A 20,535-nucleotide genomic window follows, 5' to 3' on the forward strand; every position below is an offset into this window, starting at 1 on the left:
AGACGCACAGCCTCGAAAGGACCCGCCCTGAAACACCCCTATAGGTGGGCTTTCTCCTGGCTACCAACGGCGATTCCATCTCGGCCGTTGACACGTTGTCGGTCTTTCGACTCCTCGAGTTTCAGCTTCGACACGCCTGCGAGGACTCGGGTGGTTCGACGTGCGGTCTGCTCACCGGCCCAAACGGCTACTGTTCTAGCATCTTTGTATGCCCGCTCCCAGCACTCAGTTTTCGATCGCCGTCCACGTATTGGCGGCACTTGCCCACTACGAGGGATATTTCACGTCGGAGCATCTCGCAGGTAGCGTCAATGCGAACCCCATCTTCGTCAAGAAAATCCTCGTCAAGCTTTCGAAGGCGAATCTTGTCGACTCCGCCGTCGGCAAGTCGGGCGGGTACGCCTTGGCGCGAAGTGCAGAAAGCATCTCCCTCTTCGATATCTTCTCTGCGGTGGACCCTCCGAGCGCCTCGGCTGTACACACCTATCCCGTCAATGCGGATTGCGTCATCAGCTCCAACATCCAGGAAGTGATGGCTGACGTACTCACTGACATCCAGGTAGCGGTCGAGAAGCAGCTGCGCGGGACAACGTTGGCGAACGTCGTCTCCAGGATCAAGGCAAAGGTCGAGGCACCTTTTGACCAGAATTAGATACCGATGTAGTATCTAATTCATGACGAACTCACCGGACAAAACTCCCACCGCAGTCCTCATTGGCGTTACGGGAGGATTCGGTCACCCGCTGGCCAAGCTGCTTGCAAACGAGGGCTACCGGTTGGTGCTTGCGGCGCGACGCGAGAGTGATGCTGCCGCGCTGACCGGCCGAAGCGACGGGTCGGCGATCTATGTGCGTGCGGACGTGGCCGATCCGGCGAGCCTGAAGGAGCTGGCGGCGGCGGCATTCGAGCACCTCGGCCGGATCGATGCGGTGGTTAACCTTGCTGGCATCTCGCCGCGCAAGGCCATAGGGGAGTACACACAGACCGATGTCGATTCGATGCTCGAGGTCAACGTGAAGGGGCCGATCTTTGTGACCCAGGCCTTCCTGCCGGGACTGCTCGAGCAAGCCGGCGGCAGTGTGATCGTGCACGTCGGTGGCGCTATGGACGGCAGGGTGGGGCTTCCGTTCATGAGCGCCTACGCGGCGAGCCGGGGCGCGCTGGCGGGCTACGTTCAGGCCTCCAATCGTGAGCTTGACGGGACCGGCGTGGCGTTGTCGTTCTTCGGGCCAGCACCCGCGAACACCGAGTCGGAGTCCGCCTACTTCGACATGTGGCATGAGATGGGTGTCGACCTCGTCGAGCCCGAGACGGTCGCCGGCGAGATCCTCACCACCATCCGGAAGCGACGCCAACAGCATGTGATGGGTGGGCTGATGCTCAGGATGATGTCGGCTGTCAATGCTGTGTCTCCGTCTGCTGCCGACGTGATCGGTCTTCGGAAGTTCGGGAAGCTCATGACGCAATACCACCCACGCTGAGCTTCCGACCCGGGCACCTCGCGCCTGGTGTGTTGGGGGGGGGTGGACTGACTGTCGAACGTCCTCACCTGCAGGACCTTCCTAACAGAGCGGGAGAAGTGCCTCCGGGATGGCAGTCGACTAGCAGGCGATGCGCGGAATTGAGTGTTAGGCGGTGGGCCGGGCGTCGTCCGTAGCGGGGTCAGGATCGAGGTCTTGCGAGCGCCGTCGGCGCTCGGCCCGCAGGTCGGGGTCGAGACGACGGACGAGTGCGTCCGAGGCTGCTGGGCCGGATACGAAACGTGCTCGACTCTCGCCCAGACTGCGACCTGTCCGACGGTCGACGAACACGGGATCGATTTCTTCACCGGAGTCGTCGACCAGGGCGACACCTCGATGTTCGGGGGCGACGTGCTTGTTCCCCCAGGCGTAAAGAGCCACGATGACAGGGGTGATCTCACGCCCCCGCTGCGTCGGTACATACTCGTAGCGGCGTGGCCGTGCGTTGTACGGGCGGCGTTCGAGCAGACCTGTCTCGACCAATGACGTCAGGCGGCGTGTCAGCATGTTCGGTGCGATTCCGAGGTTGCGTTCGAACTCGTCGAAGCGGGAGAAACCGTCGAGTGCATCGCGGAGAATCAACAGCGTCCACCATTCTCCGACCTGCTCCAGGGCGTTGGCGATAGGGCATCCCATGTTGTCGAAGCTGCTGCGCTGCATCGGTTATCGCGGTGGAATGACGAGGAGCGAGCTGGTGGCTGTGGCTACCGATTTGCCCTGTTTGTCGACGATGGACCCTTCGGTGAAGATTACCCGTGACCCCGTCTTGGTAACTCGGCCCGTCGCCGTCAAGGGACCGCTGGTGTCGTGGATGTTGCGGAGGTAGCTGACGTTGATGTCGATCGAGGTGTAGCCGGTACCGGCGGGCAGAGTCGTCTGGCCAGCGCAGCCCAGGACCGTGTCGAGCAGGGTGCAGGCGAGTCCGCCGTGGACGGTGCCGATCGGGTTGTAGTGCGCTTGGGTGGGTGTGCATTCGAACACGACCCTGCCGACCTCGACCTCGATCGGCGTGAATTTCATCAGGGCGGCGATCGGCGGGGGCGGCAGTTCGCCACGCATCAGCGCCTGCATTACCTCGAGGCCGCTCATGCCCGAAGCCCGGTGGAGAACAAGGCTCGGGTCGGCCCACGTGAAGGTCTCGGACCGGTGAAGCTCGTCGGTGTCGCTGTGCATGCCACTCCCATGGTTGTTCGGACCGAACAGATTCGGGTGAACGATCGGTTGACGCTGAGCGCGCTGCGACGAGCCTGAAATCGGGTCGGAGGCGCGTGGCTACGACTTTAGTGCGAGTGACTATCATGATGCAAGTAACCGAGTGCGTTCGATCTGGACTGCACCTCATTGCAGCGCCGGCCCGGTGCGTGCGTTCCACCTTCGATGAGCTGAGTGTGCACATGCGCAAACTGACCAATGCCGAAATCGCCGACCTGGTGCGCGCCGAGCTGCCCGCCGGCATGCGAGAGTCAGGCGTCGTTGTGCGGGCCGTCCACCGACTCTTGCTCCTGAACAGTGCAGACCCCCAGGGTTCACTCGACGGCCTGCACCGGCTGGTCGATCTTCATGTGGCTCCGGTCGTTCTGCTCGCGCCGGATGCTGCCGCTTCGAGGTACATCAGCTACCTCGCCGGGGGTTCGGATCGTGCTCCGCTCGCCATGAAGCTTGCGGCCCTACTCGTCCTGGAACCGTAGCGCGACCCGGTGATGGGTCGGGTGGCGTCGCCGCGTTTCGCACAGGGGATCTTAAGTGAGTTGCTGCCGCAATCAGGAGAGTGGACGAATTGTCTGCTCGTGACCGCCTGAACGCGGTGCCCCACGGGTCGCCCGGTCTCCGTCGTGCGCCGGTCGTCGACACTGTTGACCCGATACGGGTCAGCTGTCTAGCTCAGGACCCGCTATCAAGTCCGCCTCGCTGCGTGATACCGAATGTCCTCGTGTACAACGCACTTCAGCGTGGACGGTGGATCCGCAATCGCGATGTATGACGTGAAAGGGTGGGCCCGATTCCCCGGACGCCCACGTATCACCCCAATCTCGCAAGGCGGTCACAATTACTCGAAGTTCTGAACCCTTCTGTGTCAGTAGGTATTCGTGCCGCTCGCGTTGCTTCGGGTCGCGGTAGGGCCGGCGTTCGAGTACCCCTGCGGTAGTGAGCTCCGTCAGACGTTTTGCGGCCGCGGACTCGGAAATGCCGATGCGAGCGGCGAAGTCGTCGAACCGGCTCGTACCGAGCAAGGCCTCGCGAATCAGAAGCAGCGAAATGCGATTGCCGATGACGTCGAGGGCATTGACGACGGAGCAATTGTCGAGTGTCCAACTCCCGCGATCCCAAAGAGCACCAGTCATTCGACCACGATAGCAAAGCTGGCTTGCCGTTGCGCAAGCCAGCGGCTACGGTCAGCTGACTACTCACTCGAACAGTCAGGATATCCATGACGGATCGCACGGCGCACCCATCGGGGGGGCTCACACGTGGGCGCACCTTCACCGTCTTGGCGACGTGTGTCGGGGCGATGGTCACGTTTCTGCAGATCACGGCATCCGTGTCCTCGCTCGGCGCTGTTCAGGCCGCTCTGCAGGTATCACCGGCCGCCTTGGTGTGGGTGCCCAGCGCGTATACCCTCGCCGTTGCCGCATTGGTGCTCTCGTCCGGCACGCTCGGGAGTCTCTTCGGACGCCGACGTATGTTCCGGGTCGGAACGCTCGTGCTCGCCTCGGGCGCAGCGCTCGTCGTGTTCGCGAATTCCTTGCCGATACTCGTCGTCGGGCAGCTCGTCGCCGGCGCAGGGGGAGCGTTGATTCTTCCCAACGGCCTTGCGCTGGTGGCTGCGGCATTTCCCGACCCACATCGGCGCACCGAGATGATCACGTTGTGGGCGGCGTCGTCGGGAATCGGTCTCGCGGTGGGTCCGATCTCTGCAGGTGTGCTGCTCGATCATGTGGAGTGGGGTTACGCCTTTGTTCCCGCGATCATGCTGAGCGCCATTGCTTTCGGGCTCACGTTCGGCGGCGTTCCGGAATCGCTCCAGCCGGGCGCCCGGCTCGACCCCGGCGGCCTCGTTCTGGGTACGACCGCGATCGCGGCCGTGGTGTACGGCCTGATCGAGGGTGGCGGATCGGGATACCTCGATGGTCGCGTCGTCGCAGCGTGGGTGATCGCAGCAGTTGCCGTCGTCGTGTTCGTCATCGTCGAGTTGCGTGTCGACTCGCCGATGCTCGACGTGCGGTTGTTCACCTCCCCCTCGTTCGCCACGATCAGTGTGATTGCCGCGATAGCCCTGTTCGGGTTCACCGGTCTGGCCGTGTTGCAGGTGTTCTTCTACGAACGTGCGCAGTCTCTCGATGCTCTCGCTACGGGCTGGCGGCTGGTGGTTGTCTTCGTCGCGTATGTCGTGGTGGCCGCAGTTGCCGGGAGGATCGTTCGGCGGACGGGTTTCGTTCTGCCACTGGCGAGTGGGTTGTTGCTGGGTGCAATCGCGGCCGTGGGCCTGCTGACGCAGAATTCTTCGACAGGATTCGGGATGGTGTGGTTCTGGTTCGCGCTCTTCGGTGCAGGGGTCGGGCTGGTCGCAGCGCCGAGCACTGCCGCTGCGATGGTGAGTGTCGACCCGGCCCGGACCGGAATGGCGTCGGGTGCCGTCAATGCTGCTCGTCAGCTGGGTTCGGTTCTCGGAACTTCGACGCTGGGTGCCGTCCTCACCACCACGGTCATCCACCGTCTTCCGTCCGAACTCGAAGCTCGCGGTGTGCCCGAAGACACGAGGGTGTCGGTCGCAACTGCAATGCGAGAGGGACGTCCGATCTCCGGCAGCTTCGACGGCGACGTGGTCGATGCACTCGGTTCCGCGTACACCGCAGGAGTGCACACCGGTCTGACCGTCATCGCCGCACTCTTCGCGGCGGGTGCGGTGGCGACCGTTCTGTTCGTGAGGAACCGTCCACACACGGGAGTCGACAGGCCCACGGCACCGACAGGCGCGGCCGCCGACGTCTCCACCGTACCGACGGCACGGCAAGAGTAGTCCGAGATATGTTGCTGCCGCACAACATTCGGCGGTCTGACACCCGTGAAAGAGGTTCGACTGGATAGGCATCTGCATCGTGCGGGCTTCGACGCCGACCCCTTGGGCGGACGTGGGGGAGTCCCCGACCGCTCCGCGGCGCGACTCATCCCTCGGATTGCCCGGTAGAACTGCGTGCCAAGACCCGTCCCAATGCCAACGCCGCGGTGCGGACAGCAGGGGCGAGCAACTCGGGTGCGAAACGGTCCTTGGGCACCGACACCGACAGTGCCGCGATGGGTTCACCGGCCAGCAGCACGGGCGAGGCAACGCAGCAACCACCCATCGCGGCCTCCTCTCGCTCGATCGCGATTCCGGTGCGACGAATCGAGTCCAGTTCGCGGGCCAGGACTTTCGGATCGGTGATCGACCTCGGCGTGTACCGACGCAGTGGACGGGAAAGGGCTTCTTCCTGCAAGACCAGCAGCATATAGTTGCCGCGATCGCGGACTGGACGTATTCCGACACCTATCCCATTGCTTTCGTACGCACCCACTTCGCCGTGTCCTGACCGGGGTGATACATGGCGCGTCCAATCTTCAGCGGGCGGTCACCGACGCCGACCCCACCGCCCTCACCGGGACCCCGCACGCCACTGGACGAGGTGACCACGGGGCGCAGCGTATCCGTGCCGGACTGCCGGCGTTTTGGCCCGGCAAGCAACATAGGTACGAAGCCGGGACCTGATATCGGATCGTCCTCCGGTCTCGAATCGACTGTGCCGTCAATCTTTACGTCATTTAATCGTGCCACCCGGTAGAAAAGGTTGGATTCTGCTTGGCGACGAAGGCACTGATGGCCGCTACATGGTTCTCGGTCAAGCCGGTCGCTTTGTGCAGAGGTATTTCGTTGTACATGGAGGTCGAGAGGTCGTCCTTCGGCGCCCGAAGCAAGTTCTGCTTCATCCCTTCGAGCGCATGCGATGAGCTCATCGCCAGCCGCTCGGCGACCTCGCGTGTACGCGATACGAGTTCGTCATCGGGGACCAGCCAGTTGACCAAGCCGATGGCCAGGCATTCCTCGCCTCGTATCCGGGGGTTGAGAAACATGAGCTCGCGCGCCTTTGCGGGTCCGACCAGCCGGTCGAGCAGCCATGCAACGCCGTAGTCACCAGCCAGCCCGACGGCCGCGAAAGCAGTCGCGAACACCGTCCGAGAGGTGGCGATCCGAAGGTCCGCGGCGAGCGCGAAGCCGATGCCGGCCCCCGCGACTGCGCCGGGGATGGACGCCACGACTGGCTTGCGGCACCTGTAGATGCTGCCAATTGTTGCTTCCTGGTCGCGACGTTGTTCCTCGACGGCGCGTTGGTCGACCTCGAGGGAACCGCCTCCTTCGCCACCGTGTTCGTGAAAGTCCTGAACATCTCCGCCGGAGCAGAATGCGCTGCCGGCCCCGGTGATGACAATTGCACCCACTTTGGGGGACGCCTCCAATTCTTCGAGCGCTGTGGCGAATCCATTGATCATCGCGTCCGACAGTGCGTTCCGTCGATCGGGGCGATCCAGCGTGATGGTGCCGACACCGTCCGTCACGTCGATCAGAACGTCCTGGACGACTGCTTGTGAAATGTCCGCAGCCACAATTCGACTCGTTTTCATTGCCGAGACGCTAGCACTCTCGATGCTCGATGACCCGCGATGCTCTTCATCTTTTGCAGGGCACCAGATAAACCACGGCGCAGCGAAATTCACAGCTTGGTCGTTCGAACTGCGACTTGTGCACAATGCACTGAAAGGCTGGACGATTTCGGTTCGGATGGACATTCATCAGCCCGGTCGTCGCGCTTAGTGTCGTGTCCACGCCGTGGCCTTGGGTCCCCGAGTAATTATATGCGAGGAGCAGTCTCGAAATGGAGTTCGGTTATTTGCCGTGGGTGCTGGCAGAGCAGTACTCGGATTCGGTCGCGATCGCCGATGAACGCCAGGAGCTGACCTTCTCCGAGGTAGCACGGCGCTGCGGATCGATCGCGGCGCAGCTGGCCGCATCTGATGTCACCAGGGACGACGTCGTTGCCGTCATGCTTCCCAATCGACTCGAACTCGTACTGGTGATCGGTGCAGCGTGGCGGCTCGGTGCTGCCGTTACCCCGATCAACCCAGCGCTCACGGCGGTCGAGGCGGCGCACCAGCTGGCTGACTCGGGCGCTCGCCTCGTGGTCACGGTCGACGGTGTGTCGCCGGTCGAGGGGGTGACCGGTTTGTCGGTCGATGCGCTCGACCAGATGAGCGAGGCGGTCGAACCGCCGGTCACACTGAACCCGGACACACCTGCCTTGATCGTCTACACCTCGGGTTCGACGGGTAGACCACGCGGAGTGGTGTTGAGTCACGCGAATGCCGAGTTCATGAGTTCGACCTTTGCCGCACACTTCGAGCTGACCGCGTCGGATCACTGTTTGCTCGTTCTCCCCTTGTTTCATGTGAACGCTCTGATGGTCAGCACGCTCGCCCCCTTGCGCGTCGGCGGGCGCATGACGATCGTCGGCACGTTCTCCAAGACACGGTTCTTCGGCGACGTCGAACGCGTGCGCCCGACGTACTTTTCCGGCGTGCCCACCATCTTCGCGCTCCTCGCAGCATTGCCCGCCGATAAAGAACCTGATGTCTCATCACTGCGATTCGTGGTGTGTGGCGCGGCGCCGATCTCGCGAGAGCTGCTTGCCGCCGTTCACTCGCGCTACGGCTTCGAGGTGCTCGAGGGCTATGGACTCACAGAAGGGACGTGCGCGTCGACGTGCAATCCGCTGCAGGGCGTGCGCAAGCTCGGCACAGTCGGACCGGCGTTGCCTGGTCAGACCATTCGCGTTGTGGGTCCCCACGGTATGGACGTGGCAACCGACAGCCCGGGCGAGGTGCTCATTCAAGGTCCGGCAGTCATGCAGGGTTACCTCGGAAACCCAAGCGCCACCGCCGAAACCGTCCGAAACGGCTGGCTCCACACGGGCGACATCGGCGCTCTCGATGGCGACGGCTACTTGAGGATCGTCGACCGCGTGAAGGACATGATCATCCGAGGCGGCGAAAACATCTACCCCAAGGAGATCGAGCAGGCGCTGACCGAGCTCGCCGAGGTACTCGAGGCAGCTGTTGTCGGTGTCCCGGACCCCGTACTCGGCGAAGTCCCTGTCGCGCAGGTCGTGCTCTACCCGAACAGTGACCTCACGGTCGACCTTCTACTCGCGCACTGCGCCGAACGGCTGACGCGCGTCAAGATCCCCACCGAGATCTCCATCGTCGAGTCGCTGCCGAAGAACGCAGTCGGCAAGACAGACAAACCCGGGCTCCGCCGAATGGTGAAGCTGGCGTAGACCACCGCTCCAACAGGGAAGCAAGGTGATCACGTGGCCCGTGGAGTCATCGAGTGGGCGGTAGAAGTACGGAAGACCCGAGGTACCGGCAGACCTGGAGAGCCAGCTCCAGATCGAGCCGGCCACTGGTCAGCGGCCTTCCCCGTGTCGCCTCGGCGCGCTCGAGCCGGTACTTGAGAGTATTCCGGTGGATGGTCATGGCGTCGGACGCGGCCGAGTGGTGGCTGCCCATCGAGAAGAACGTGAGCGTTGTTTCACGTAATCGTGCGTTGCTCTCGCTGTCTACCGCAAGTTGTCCAAGGCTCTCCTGCACCCATGCGCGAAGCCCTTCCATGTCGTGCGTCAGCATCGAGACGACTGCGAGGCTCCGGTCGGAGTACGCCACGACACGCGCCATATCGGTCCCGCCGGCCATTGCGACGAGTCGCGCGGCCTCTGCTTGCTCGTGACTGCGCCGGAAGCCCGTCACGCCGTGACCGACGATCCCGATGCTCGCCCGAGCACCAGGCACCTTCGCCAGGGCGGCTGTCACGTCCTCGTGGTCGAGCGTCTCTCTGCTCGAACCTCGCGGGATCCATACCCACGCCGTACTTCGGTCGACGGCGGAGAACACGGGAGCCGAGAACGCCTTGACCGACGAGGCCAAGCGGCGCGCAGCGTGCTCGATCTCACGGAGCAAGTCGGTCTCGGGGTTGCTGCTCTCGCTCCAGATGATGAGGGCTACGTGATACTGATCGAGCCGGTACCCGGTCTCGGTCTCGAAGCTGGCGAACGACGTCTGCTTGCGCGCCAGGATCGAGTGCAGCATCGCCGTGTGTACGTGGCCCGACGTCGTGTTCCACCGCTGCTGCTCGGCCTCGTAGATGCCGAGCAGATAAAGGCAGATCCAGTCGACGAACTCGTAGATGACACTGGAGATATGGTGGAGGACTTGAAGTTTCATCTCTGCATCGCAGTCGAGCAAATGCACTTCTTCGAAGCACGAGGCCATCAGGTCGTCCTGCCCCATGTGGTAGGCCCTGACCAGCGAGTTGGCTGGAACGCCGCGCTGTGCGAGTCGCTCGGCATATTCGACGGCCGCGGTCGCGGGTTTCAGATTCGCTATGGCGATGTCGTTGATGAGTACATGAAAGATGGTCTCGATATTGCCTTCGGTGCTTGCTTCGAGTAGCGCGATGAGCCGCGGGTCACCGTCGAGGTAATCGATCGTCGACAGTAGCTCGGCCATCGCGCGCGCAATCTCCGGCTGGCGGTCGTTGAGTCGCTGCCCCACGTACGAGACGCGCCGCTTCAACTCTTCCTTGTCTTGCGACGTCTTCGACGTCAGTGTCCTCATCGCGTCACCCCCGTCAGGTGAGGATGCGGCACCGAGATATCCACAAAGGCCGTGGGCTCAGGCAGAAGCCGACAACCGGTTCGAAGCCGACTACCGGGTGGGCGGCGGTGTGTGTTCCGAAGGATCGCGCCACCCGCGTCGGTGCAATGAAGTGTGTGGTTGCGACGACGATACGGACGGTGACGAAAATCCCGAACGAACCCGAGCGCAACAGATGACTGGAATACGTCGGAGCTGTTGTCGGACAAAATAACTCCTTGAGGTGCCAGTCGCTGATCGGGCTGGGTGCAGTCACGCGGAACGACGTGTCCGCTCTCGAAGACGATGCTACCGCGCTACTCACGAAATTATAGCAACTAGCGAAAGGCTAGCTTAGGTCAGTTTGTTGCGACGGCGGATCCAGCCGAACTATGTGCAATTCCGCCGCCGCCGACGCCGTCCGACGCGTCGCGTCCATTCCCTGTCGTAGGCAGTTCATGGCTTGTGCAGCGTGCACAAATGAGCGTGCGATCTTCGTACTTCATCCCCGTAGATGACGACTGCGCACCCCCGTAGTGTCCTGATTCACACCTCCCGGTGTGCTCCACGCCACTCCTCGGGACCGCAGGCACGAGTTCGCCCCGGCGTACCTGTCATGACTCCAGCTCACCACCTGTTTCTGAAGCGCCTGCCCGCAGTTGGCTGGTCATGGGGAACAAGCTGCTAACCCCAGCGGAGTCGGCCGCACCACCCCAGTCACGTAACCGACGCTTCGGTCGAATACGCCTGCGCGCGAGACGGACCGGACACCTCACACGAAGAAGTAAGGAGAACACGATGGGACTCAAGACAGGGGACTTTCCTCCGGTCGACCCGGCCACGTTCCTCGCCACGCCGTACCAGGAGCGCATCAAAATCCTCTCCCGACACTGGGTCGACTATGGTTTCGGCACCCCCAAGATCACCGCGTTGACCTACATCGCACGGCTGTTCTTCCCGTTCATGATCGGCGGAATCGTCCTGAACTCGCTGACTTCCGGGATCAGCCCCCTCGACGTCGGGCAGTGGTGGAACGAACCGATCTTCTATCAGAAGGCAATACTGTGGATCCTGCTGCTGGAATCCATCGGGTACGGCGGTTCCTGGGGGCCGTTGTCCGGTCACTTCGAGCCCAAGACAGGAGGGTTTCGCTATTGGGCGAAGCCGCGGACCATCCGCCTCGCACCATGGCCGGGCAAGGTGCCTTTCACCTCCGGCGACGAGCGCACCGTGTTCGACACGCTGCTGTACATGGTCTACATCGCGGTGCTGGCCGTGGCTCTGGTGCTGCCGGGCGTGTCCAGCTCTTCGCTGGATTCAGTGGTCGGTGCCGACAATCATGGGCTTGTCGCTCCGGGCCTCGCGATCGCCGTCGGGGTGCTGCTCGTGCTGAACGGGCTCCGCGACAAGGTCATCTTCGTGGGCGCACGCGGTGAGCAGTACCTGCCGGCACTCGTCTTCTTCGGCTTCTTTCCGTTCGTCGACATGATCGTCGCGGCGAAGATCCTGATCGTCTCGGTTTGGGTCGGAGCGGGTGTGTCGAAGCTCGGCCACCACGTCTCGATGGTAATTCCACCGATGATGAGCAATACCCCCTGGCTGACTTCGATCAGAGTCAAGCGGATGAACTACCGCAACTTCCCCGACGACCTGCGCCCGTCCCGCCTGGGCACCTCAGTGGCCCACGTCGGCGGAACGCTCGTGGAGATCGTAACGCCGTTCGTGCTGTTGTTCTCGACGAACATGACGTCCACCGTCATCGCCATCGGAGTCATGCTGCTGTTCCACCTGGTCATCACCTCGACGTTCCCGCTGGCCACGCCGCTGGAATGGAACGTGCTGTTCATGTACCTGACCGTGTTCCTGTTCGCCGGCTTCCCGGCGGGCGGCGGATTTGCGGTGAGCGACATGCATGGGGGCCTGCTGGCGCTGACGCTCGTCGGGTTGCTCTTCTTTCCAGTGCTCGGCAACTTACGCCCCGACCTCGTCTCGTTCCTCCCGTCCATGCGTCAGTACGCCGGCAACTGGGCGACGGGCTTCTGGGCAATGGCACCCGGCGCCGAAGCCAAATTGAACGAGCACATCGTCAAGTCGGCACCGATGACCTATGACCAGCTTTCGGCAACTTACGGCCCCGAAGTGTCCGAGGTCGTGCTGCACCAGATCCTCGGCTGGCGATCACTGCACAGCCAGGGTCGCGGTCTCAACTCGGTCATGATCAAAACGTTGGGCGACGACATCAACCACTACACGCTGCGTGAGGCCGAGTTCAGCTGTAATGCGGTAGTGGCCTTCAACTTCGGCGATGGCCACCTGCACAGCCCGCAGTTGATCGAGGCGATCCAGAAGCGCTGCAATTTCGCTCCCGGTGAGTTCGTAGTGGTCTGGATCGAGTCCGAGCCGATCTTCGGAGGTCGTCAGCAGTACCTCGTGGTGGACGCGGCCATCGGCATCGTCGAGCGGGGCAGCTATGCCGTGAGGGACGCCATCGTCGAGCAGCCCTGGTTACCCAACGGGCCCATCGCGACGGAGGTGCACTGGCATCTGCACGGCTACGAGCGAATCAGCCATCCCAAAGTCGCATCGGCGAACCCAGCCGCCACCGGCGTCGCCGATCCCGACATCGTCAATTCGACCGACGCGGTCGACGCGTGACCAGTGCGGTCGTTGTCGGCAGTGGGCCCAACGGTCTCGCTGCCGCTCTCACCCTCGCCGCCGAGGGGGTGTCGGTCCGCGTGCTCGAGGCCGCCGACACCCCTGGAGGTGGTACCCGCAGCAGCGAACTGACGCTGCCCGGGTTGATACACGACGAATGCTCCGGGTTCCACCCGCTGGCCGTCGACACCCCGTTCTCCCGTGGGTTCGACCTCCAGTCACACGGACTGACGTGGCTGTGGCCGGAAATTCAGTACGCCCACCCCCTCGACGGCGGGCGGGGCGCTGCGGCGTGGCAGTCCGTCGACGAGACGTCCGCGGCACTCGGTGTCGACGGCAAGCGGTGGATCTCGGTGTTCGGCGCACTCACTGACCGGTTCGACGACATCACCGTCGACTTCCTCCAGCCGATCTTGCACGTGCCGGCCCACCCCCTGAAGCTCGCGCGCTTCGGTGCGTACGCCGGGCTGCCGGCAAACGTGCTGGCCCGTGTGTGGTCCACCGAGGAGGCCCGCGCCCTTTTCGCCGGCGTCGCCGCGCATGCCTTTCGGCCCTTCAGCTCCCCCGTCTCGTCAGCCGTAGGCGTCGCTCTCGGCGCGGCAGCTCATCGTTACGGGTGGCCCGTGGCCGAGGGTGGATCCGGCACCATCAGCCGGGCCATGATCTCACTGCTCGAAAGCCTCGGGGGCAAAGTCGAGACTGGTATCGAGGTCGAAACGCTCGACGAGCTGGGGTCACCCGATCTGGTGATGTTGGACGTCGCTCCGAGTGCCGCGGCCCGCATCGCGGGTGATCGCATGCCACGCCACGTCGCGAGGGCACTGCGACGGTTCCGGCACGGGCCCGGCTCTTTCAAGGTCGAGTTCGCGATCGCAGGTGAGGTGCCCTGGACGTACGAGCCTGCACGCCGCTGCGGCACTGTCCACGTAGGAGGGGCTCTGAGCGAGATCGCGGCGACCGAGCGGCAGGTCAACCGAGGCCAGATGCCCGAACGGCCCTTCGTCCTCGCCGGTCAGCAGTATGTAGCCGACCCCTCACGTTCCCACGATGGGGTCAACCCGTTCTACGCCTACGCGCACGTGCCTTCCGGCTGGACGGGTGACGCGACCTCGCTGATCGAAAACCAGATCGAACGCTTCGCCCCCGGTTTCAAGGACCGGATCCTCGACCGCCGCGTCCGTGACGTGGCGGCGATGGAGGCCCACAACGCCAACTACATCGGAGGCGACGTCGTGACCGGGGCCAACGACCCTCTGCAGCTGGTGTTCCGTCCCCGCGCCACGCTGAACCCCTACTCCACGGGCATCGAAGGGGTCTCGCTCTGCTCGGCCGCCACGCCACCCGGCGCCGGCGCTCACGGAATGTGCGGGTACAACGCCGCTAAGCGAGCACTTCAGCGTCTGCGAGCGTGAACACCCGTGAGCCGAAATCGCCCAGGGAACTCGGAGTGGGGGAGCACCTTCTTGGTCACGCCGATCTCAACTCGCGCTTGAGGATCTTGCCGGTCGATGTCGTCGGGAACGCGTCGACGAAGGTGACGGAGCGCGGATACTTGTAGGCGGCGAATTCATTTCTGCCCCAAGCCACGAGCTCGGCCTCGGTGACGTCGTCATGATTCTTGTTCTTGAGTACGAAGGCCGTGATTTCTTCCCCGTGGGATTCGTGCGGGACGCCGATCACGGCGACCATCGAGACAGCGGGGTGCTCCATCAAGACCTCCTCGAGCTCGCGGGGGTAGACGTTGAAGCCGCCGCGAATGATCATGTCTTTCGACCGGTCCACGATGTAGTAAAAGCCGTCGGCGTCCTTCTTCGCGAGGTCCCCGGTGCGGAACCATCGATCATTCATGACAACGAGCGAGGCCTCGGGGCGGTTGAAGTAGCCCTTCATGACATTGGGGCCTCTGATCGCGATCTCGCCGATCGCGTCCGGGTCGTCCGGTACGTCGGACCAGTCGTCGCCGATCAGTTTCATCGCGACTCCGGGGATCGGCCGGCCGACCGAGCCTATTCGAGGGTCGGCGCCAGGGCGCGAGAAGCTGGCGGCCGGAGACGTCTCGGAGAGCCCGTAGCCCTCCAGGACCGTGACCGAGAACCGTTCCCGAAATTCCCGGTGCAGCTCGCCGGCCATGGCCGAACCGCCGGCGATTGCGGTATGCAGGTGTGCCGCAAGGGCGGTGGCCTCGTTGTCGTTGGCAATTTCTTGCAGAAGGCCCCAGTACATCGTGGGTACGCCGCCGAACGTCGTGACGCGTTCCTCGATCATCAGATCGATGGCTGCTCGCGCATCGAATCGCGGCAACATGACCAGAGTGTTTCCCCGGGCGAGGCCGGCGTTCTGCATGATCGTTTGACCGAAGGAGTGGAACAGGGGAAGGGCGCAGAGCGCAACGTCGGGCGTTCCCGCTCCGGTATCGAGCAGATCGGCCATCGTGAGAGCGTTCGACACCATGTTCCGGTGAGTCAGTTGCGCGCCCTTGGGTCGACCGGTGGTTCCCGAGGTGTACAGGATGACGGCGGTGTCGTCGTCGCTTCGATGGACTGTTGTGAACGTCCGTGGCTGCTCTGCGACAGCCGGTGCGTACAGCGTTGTTCCCGCGTCGGAACGCGTCGACCCCGGGTCCGTGGTGATGAGGAAGAAATCGGTGCATGTCGCGGCGGCGTCGAATCCTTCACGCGCGGCGGTGCCGATAGGGAGCGCCGCCGTCCCCTCGACTGCGAAGTACGCCTTCGCCTGCGAATCGACCAGGTGGTATGCGATCTCGCGCGGTTTGAGCAGGATGTTCAGAGGCACGACGGTGGCCCCGGCCTTGAGGATCCCGAAGTAGACGATCGTGAAGTGCGGAACGTTCGGTGACGAGAGGGCTACGTTGTCACCGGGCCGAATACCACGTGACACGAGCAGGTTGGCGACTCGGTTCGCTGCGTCGTCGAGCTGAGAGTAGGACATTCGTGTGTTCTGGGAGACCACTGCTGTGCTGTCCGGACGGGACGCCGCGGTCGATTCGAGAAGTGTGGCGAGGTGGGTCATGGTCTCTCCTGGTGCCTGAGTGGTCGTCCCCGGGTGTAGCTCATCCGGTGATCTCCTTGCCGAATATGTTGCGAGCGATGACCCATTTCAGGATTTCGTTGGCACCCTCGTAGATCTCGCCGATCTTGCTGTCGCGGTAGATCGCCTCGACGGGACCGGGTGTGGCGTCCGCGCTGACCTCGCGGGCGAATCCGAGGCCACCGAACGCCTGGACGGCATCGCGAGCGATGTCCACGGCGAGTCGGGTGCCGTAGATCTTGGCCATCGACGCCTCGGGTTCCGGGAACACCTCGCCGGAGTCGCGTCGTAGGGCGGCTTTGAGGTACAGCGTGCGCGCGTTCTCGATCTCCGTGGCTCGGTCTGCCATCAGGAATTGCCAATGCTGATTCGCAGCGAGCTTGCGGCCGAAGGCTTCTCGGCTCGACAAGTGGGCGACGGTGTGGTCGAAGGCGGCCTGCGCCATACCGACGCCGGCAGCCGCGATGCCGATCCGACCCAGCGTCAGGGTCGCAAGTGCCTGCCGCAGACCATGCCCCGGCTCGCCCCCGAGCAGCGCCACCACGGGAAGCTCGACGTCGTCGAACCCGACGTCAGCAGTGAGCTGTCCGCGATTTCCCATCTTCAGGTCGGCCTCGCCGACACGAACGCCAGGCAGGGTGGTGTCGACGATGAACATCGACATCCGATCCCCGGTTCGAGCGAGCGTGACGATGAAGCCGGCGACCGGTGAGTTGGAGATCCAGCGCTTGTGGCCGTTGAGTACCCAAGTGTCCCCGTGCTGTACGGCGGACGTCTTCAGCGCCTGGGGGCTGAGGTCCGACGACGCTTCGGGCTCTGTGGTCGCGAAAGCGCCGATGAGCGTGCCCTCGGCCAGCGGCCGCAGCCACCTGTGTTGCTGCTCAGCGGTGCCGTGGGTCAGCGCACTGCCGGCGAGGATGCAGTGCACATCGAAGACTGCCGCGATGCTGCTCGAGTAATAGGCCAACTCCTCGATCGCCACTGCGGTCGCGGTGACCGGATGCGCGAGGTCCTCGCCACCCACCTCGGCGGCGAACGGCAGCCGGAACAGTCCTGCCGAGGCGAGGTCGTCGAAGACGTCACGCGGGAAACCGTCCGATCGCTCGTCGCCGTTGGCGATCCTGCGTGCCGCCGGCGCGACCGAATCAGTGGCGATCTTGCGCACCCGCTCGCGGACCTCCCGAGTCTCGGCAGGGGAAAGCAGGTCGTGGTATAGCCGGTCGGCCTGTCGGACGGGGTGATGGGTGGTTGTCATCGCGACTTCGAGTACTCGTTGTGGGGCTGGAGTGCTGCTGTTCTCAGCGGACTCTCTTCGATTCTCTGCAGACTCAATTCGATGGCTCCGGCGATGGTGGTGTCGGAGAAACCGAAGCGGTCGACGAGCAGACGGATCAAGCCTGGTGCCAGCGCTGCCGAGCGCATGGTGCGGGGGGTGACAACCTGCGCCGAGCGTCGCTCGATTCCCAGAAGGATGTCTTTGACCACGTTTTCGGGTGGGATGAGTTGGAAGGCTCCCTCGAAGTTGTCGAACAGGCGCACAGCGTCCTTCTGCGCGAGCGCTTCGTCGACCAGCGGGGTTTTGAAGAAGGACGGGTGGACGCTGCCGACGGTGACTCCGAGGTGGCGGAATTCGAGCCGGAGCGAGTCGCACAGTGCCCACACGCCGGCCTTACTGGAGGTGTAGCTGCCGTGTAACGGAGCGTGGACGAAGCTTGCCATCGAGGCTACGGCCATCAGGTGTCCGCGGCGCTCCTGGACGTAGGGCGCGGCCGCGCGGAACGTGCGCCACACTCCGAGGAGGTTGATGTCCACGACGCGTTCGAATGCTGTGGGGTCGGTGGCCGTCAGTGGGCCGGCGACATTGCCGATTCCGGCTCCGGCGATGACGACATCGATGCGCCCGAAGTGTTCCTCGACCTCACGCATGGCGGTTTCGAGGCTGCCGAGGTCTCGGACATCGACTCGCCAGCCGCGGGCGACTCGCGTTCCGCCGAGACGTTCCGCCTGAGCGGTGACGGCGTCGGCGTCGAGGTCGAGCAGTGCAACATTGGCGTGGCGTGCACGGAGCGCGTCGGCGAGCATCTGTCCGAGCCCTCCTGCGGCACCGGTAATGACGACCGTGCGTCCAGCGACGTCGTACTTTTTCATCGATTGGTTCCTTCCGAATGATTGAGGGAAATGTTCGAGCTGCCCTGGTTCGTGGGTACGTGGCGTTGGAGGAACTCGATTTGGTCCGAGACGACTTCCTCGAACAGGTCTCCGATGTAGATGTCGAAATGGCCCGCGTCGTAGAGTCGGATCTCGCCGCGAGGGGCGTTCCGAGCGTGTCTGATGGCTGCTCGCACCGGCGCGATCGTGTCGTGTTCGCAGAGCCCGAACATGATCGGACACTTGATGTCTCGTGCGCGTCGTCCGGGTATGTGAAAAGGGATCCTCAGCATGAGGCGAGCAGGCACGTCCTGCGGCATGTCGGGCATGTTCGAGGCGAGGAGAAGAGCGTGGAAGCCGGCCAACGAATCCGGGGCTGTCATCATCGCTGCAGTTCCGGGTCGACCTGTGGCGGGTATGCGTACTGGGCTTCGACCCGACCTCACGCTGGCACGATCGCGTAGCGCCTTCACCATGAGTGCGAACGATGTTCTGGGGGAGATCCGAAGGACCGATGACGGGCCGTCGGTGAAGGGGCATTGTGTGATGGCAGCAACGATGCGGGGATCGTCCGCCGCAGTGATCATGACGTTGCCGCCGCCGAACGAGGTTCCCCAGACCACGACCCTGTTCGGGTCGATGTCGGGAAGCGATCGGGCGTAGGTGACGGCGTTGCGCCAGTCCTCGAGTTGGCGGTCGATGTCGATCAGCTCACGCGGTTGGCCGCTGCTTGCGCCGAAGTGCCGATAGTCGAAAACCAGACACGCATAGCCTGCGTCGCGGAAGCGTTCGGCGAAGGCGTACAGCCGAAGCTCCTTGACGCCGGCGATCCCGTGCGCCAGGACGACGATCGGCACCGGCCCATCATCTGCCGCTGTGTCGGGCATGTACAACCAGGCGCCGCACTGCTCCTCGCCCGAGTCGAATCGGACGTCGGAGCGGTCGGGTGTATTCATGTTGGTGCCTTTCTTCGGTACGGGATGTGGTTGGTGTCTCGTACCGGTGATCCATATCGGGCTCTGGTCGACACGACCGAGAGAAACTGGTGTTCACCAATTGGACGTGCACAACGTGGCGCGCGCATCAGGCCCAGGAGATAGAAACCCGTCCCGCGTTTGTACTGAACGTCCAAATGCTGCGCACATCGGCAGGAGGTTGCGCTTACATGACGTACGGGCCAGACTCTCGGTAATGGCAACGACGGCGTCGACTATCCGCATCGGTCTGGTCGAGAAACTGTCCGCACGACTTTCGGCGATAGCAGACGAGTTGACCGAGCTGCTGAGTCACACCATCCCGGTGGTCGAGCAAGACCACATCGACCGTGATTGGCTGCGCGTGTCGAATCGAGCCAATCTCGAGGTGGTCCTGCATCTGGTGACGAATCCCGCAGATCTCGACCTGGCGGAGCCACCTGTCGGTGCGTTGTCGATCGTTCACCGTCTCGCGAGACTGGGCGTCCCCCTACACGAGATACTCCGCGGGTATCACCTCACGGAGTCTCGTTGGGTTCAAATCTGCGTGGAGCTCTTGGCTGACCTCACGGACGACGTCGACGTCGTCGTGACGGAAATGGTGGCGATGAGCACCCTCGCTCACACCTACACCGACCGAATGTGTCAACGGATCGCAGTGGAGTACGAGACCGAGCGTGAGCGCTACCGCCGGCAGGAAGAGTTCGTTCGTCTCGACCGGGTGATGGCGGTACTCGACGGGACGACTGTCGACCTGTCTGCCGCCGAGGCCCTCCTGGGCTACCGGTTGACCCGGCACCATTGCGCGGTGATCGTATGGGTCGACGGGCCGGAGAACACCGTCGACGACTTCGTACGCGCCCGCGACGTGGTGGGCGTTCTTGCGGACCTCGCCGGGTGCACGTCTCGACCGTTGGTCATTCCGCGAGGACCCGCCACGATCTGGGCCTGGCTCCCGGCGCCTCGGATCGGCCACCTCGACGTACAGGCGGTCGAAAAATCGCTCTCTGCTGAATTGCCGCAACTACGTGTCGCCATAGGTGGAGACGGCGTCGGCCTCGACGGATTCATTGCTTCTCATCGGCAAGCAGTCGATGCTCACGCTGTTGGATCGGTTGCCGACGTCTCGACAGTTGTCCCGTATCAGGACGTGGCGAGCTTGGTGTTCCTGTGTTCGGACCTCGCTCGTGCGCGTCGCTGGATCGCCGAGACGCTGGGCCCGCTAGCAATCGACGGAGAGCGCGAACGCGAGCTGCGTCGCACCCTCGACGTGTATTGCTCGACCAACAGGAGCGCCACCGCGACCTCACGGATGCTCAACTGCCACAAAAACACGATCCTCTACCGCCTGCGCACCATCGAGCGGCTACTGGCGCGCCCGATCGATGACGGACACCTGGATCTGGCCCTGGCGCTGCTCGCGTGTCGTTGGTTCGGGACGGCCGTGTTCTCGACGACGAACCGATGACGCG

At 63.5% G+C, this 20,535-nt stretch carries 19 protein-coding genes; 8 read left to right on the plus strand and 11 right to left on the minus strand.

Going from position 1 to position 20,535, the window contains the following annotated elements:
- The first annotated feature begins 208 nt into the window (after nucleotides 1-208).
- Nucleotides 209-652: an Rrf2 family transcriptional regulator gene (locus CH251_RS12595; RefSeq protein ID WP_032391776.1), complete on the plus strand. Its 444-nt coding sequence runs from the start codon at nucleotides 209-211 to the stop codon at nucleotides 650-652.
- A gap of 22 nt (nucleotides 653-674) precedes the next feature.
- Nucleotides 675-1,481 (plus strand): SDR family oxidoreductase, encoded by an 807-nt coding sequence (locus CH251_RS12600; protein ID WP_032391777.1) that lies wholly within the window; start codon nucleotides 675-677, stop codon nucleotides 1,479-1,481.
- A 147-nt stretch (nucleotides 1,482-1,628) separates the two neighbouring features.
- Here CH251_RS12600 and CH251_RS12605 read toward each other — a convergent pair whose 3' ends face one another.
- Both CH251_RS12605 and CH251_RS12610 read right to left on the minus strand, forming a co-directional pair.
- The gene (locus CH251_RS12605) at nucleotides 1,629-2,180 is read right to left on the minus strand and encodes a helix-turn-helix domain-containing protein (protein WP_080735642.1); all 552 of its coding nucleotides are present in this window, start codon (nucleotides 2,178-2,180) and stop codon (nucleotides 1,629-1,631) included.
- Nucleotides 2,181-2,183: 3 nt separating this feature from the next.
- A complete protein-coding gene (locus CH251_RS12610; protein WP_032391778.1) occupies nucleotides 2,184-2,693 on the minus strand; it encodes a PaaI family thioesterase in 510 nt (169 codons plus the stop codon).
- Between the two features lie 221 nt (nucleotides 2,694-2,914).
- Between CH251_RS12610 and CH251_RS12615 the strand changes: the two genes are divergently transcribed.
- Nucleotides 2,915-3,208 (plus strand): hypothetical protein, encoded by a 294-nt coding sequence (locus CH251_RS12615; protein WP_094613501.1) that lies wholly within the window; start codon nucleotides 2,915-2,917, stop codon nucleotides 3,206-3,208.
- A 180-nt stretch (nucleotides 3,209-3,388) separates the two neighbouring features.
- Here CH251_RS12615 and CH251_RS28255 read toward each other — a convergent pair whose 3' ends face one another.
- A complete protein-coding gene (locus CH251_RS28255; RefSeq protein ID WP_080735643.1) occupies nucleotides 3,389-3,862 on the minus strand; it encodes a helix-turn-helix domain-containing protein in 474 nt (157 codons plus the stop codon).
- Nucleotides 3,863-3,948: 86 nt separating this feature from the next.
- Between CH251_RS28255 and CH251_RS12625 the strand changes: the two genes are divergently transcribed.
- A complete protein-coding gene (locus tag CH251_RS12625; RefSeq protein WP_052053413.1) occupies nucleotides 3,949-5,538 on the plus strand; it encodes an MFS transporter in 1,590 nt (529 codons plus the stop codon).
- 145 nt (nucleotides 5,539-5,683) lie between these two features.
- On the opposite strand, the gene CH251_RS12630 is transcribed toward CH251_RS12625, so the two are convergent.
- From CH251_RS12630 to CH251_RS12635, 3 genes are all read right to left on the minus strand, one after another.
- Nucleotides 5,684-5,995 carry an IclR family transcriptional regulator C-terminal domain-containing protein gene (locus tag CH251_RS12630; RefSeq protein ID WP_230598255.1) on the minus strand — a complete coding sequence of 104 codons (312 nt, stop codon included), beginning with the start codon at nucleotides 5,993-5,995 and terminating at the stop codon, nucleotides 5,684-5,686.
- A gap of 50 nt (nucleotides 5,996-6,045) precedes the next feature.
- On the minus strand, nucleotides 6,046-6,189 hold the full coding sequence (locus CH251_RS27495) for a hypothetical protein (protein ID WP_155291239.1): 144 nt from the start codon (nucleotides 6,187-6,189) through the stop codon (nucleotides 6,046-6,048).
- Nucleotides 6,190-6,317: 128 nt separating this feature from the next.
- Nucleotides 6,318-7,175: an enoyl-CoA hydratase/isomerase family protein gene (locus CH251_RS12635; protein WP_052053414.1), complete on the minus strand. Its 858-nt coding sequence runs from the start codon at nucleotides 7,173-7,175 to the stop codon at nucleotides 6,318-6,320.
- 251 nt (nucleotides 7,176-7,426) lie between these two features.
- Between CH251_RS12635 and CH251_RS12640 the strand changes: the two genes are divergently transcribed.
- Nucleotides 7,427-8,884, plus strand: a complete 1,458-nt coding sequence (locus CH251_RS12640; RefSeq protein WP_032391780.1) for a class I adenylate-forming enzyme family protein — start codon at nucleotides 7,427-7,429, stop codon at nucleotides 8,882-8,884.
- A 46-nt stretch (nucleotides 8,885-8,930) separates the two neighbouring features.
- Here the strand turns inward: CH251_RS12640 and CH251_RS12645 are convergent, their stop codons facing one another.
- Nucleotides 8,931-10,220 carry a CdaR family transcriptional regulator gene (locus tag CH251_RS12645; RefSeq protein ID WP_094613502.1) on the minus strand — a complete coding sequence of 430 codons (1,290 nt, stop codon included), beginning with the start codon at nucleotides 10,218-10,220 and terminating at the stop codon, nucleotides 8,931-8,933.
- Nucleotides 10,221-11,036: 816 nt separating this feature from the next.
- Between CH251_RS12645 and CH251_RS12650 the strand changes: the two genes are divergently transcribed.
- Together CH251_RS12650 and CH251_RS12655 are read left to right on the plus strand one after the other, a co-directional pair.
- Entirely contained in the window at nucleotides 11,037-12,893 is a 1,857-nt protein-coding gene (locus CH251_RS12650; RefSeq protein ID WP_052053415.1) for a DUF3556 domain-containing protein, read from the plus strand.
- A complete protein-coding gene (locus CH251_RS12655; RefSeq protein WP_032391782.1) occupies nucleotides 12,890-14,305 on the plus strand; it encodes an NAD(P)/FAD-dependent oxidoreductase in 1,416 nt (471 codons plus the stop codon). Before CH251_RS12650 ends, CH251_RS12655 begins: the two co-directional genes overlap by 4 nt.
- Nucleotides 14,306-14,360: 55 nt before the next feature.
- On the opposite strand, the gene CH251_RS12660 is transcribed toward CH251_RS12655, so the two are convergent.
- From CH251_RS12660 to CH251_RS12675, 4 genes are read right to left on the minus strand one after another with little or no spacing between them, the layout of a single operon-like run.
- A complete protein-coding gene (locus CH251_RS12660; RefSeq protein ID WP_032391783.1) occupies nucleotides 14,361-15,923 on the minus strand; it encodes a long-chain fatty acid--CoA ligase in 1,563 nt (520 codons plus the stop codon).
- A 40-nt stretch (nucleotides 15,924-15,963) separates the two neighbouring features.
- Complete coding sequence (locus tag CH251_RS12665; protein WP_032391784.1) at nucleotides 15,964-17,196, minus strand: acyl-CoA dehydrogenase family protein; 1,233 nt, start codon at nucleotides 17,194-17,196, stop codon at nucleotides 15,964-15,966.
- Nucleotides 17,193-18,089, minus strand: a complete 897-nt coding sequence (locus CH251_RS12670; protein ID WP_032391785.1) for an SDR family NAD(P)-dependent oxidoreductase — start codon at nucleotides 18,087-18,089, stop codon at nucleotides 17,193-17,195. Before CH251_RS12670 ends, CH251_RS12665 begins: the two co-directional genes overlap by 4 nt.
- Nucleotides 18,086-19,045 carry an alpha/beta hydrolase gene (locus CH251_RS12675; RefSeq protein ID WP_080735645.1) on the minus strand — a complete coding sequence of 320 codons (960 nt, stop codon included), beginning with the start codon at nucleotides 19,043-19,045 and terminating at the stop codon, nucleotides 18,086-18,088. Before CH251_RS12675 ends, CH251_RS12670 begins: the two co-directional genes overlap by 4 nt.
- Nucleotides 19,046-19,280: 235 nt before the next feature.
- Here CH251_RS12675 and CH251_RS12680 point away from each other — a divergent pair, with 235 nt between their 5' ends.
- Nucleotides 19,281-20,531 carry a CdaR family transcriptional regulator gene (locus tag CH251_RS12680; protein WP_032391786.1) on the plus strand — a complete coding sequence of 417 codons (1,251 nt, stop codon included), beginning with the start codon at nucleotides 19,281-19,283 and terminating at the stop codon, nucleotides 20,529-20,531.
- Nucleotides 20,532-20,535 lie beyond the last annotated feature (4 nt).

It is taken from the genome of Rhodococcus sp. 06-462-5 (genome assembly GCF_002258315.1).
Taxonomy (GTDB): domain Bacteria; phylum Actinomycetota; class Actinomycetes; order Mycobacteriales; family Mycobacteriaceae; genus Rhodococcoides.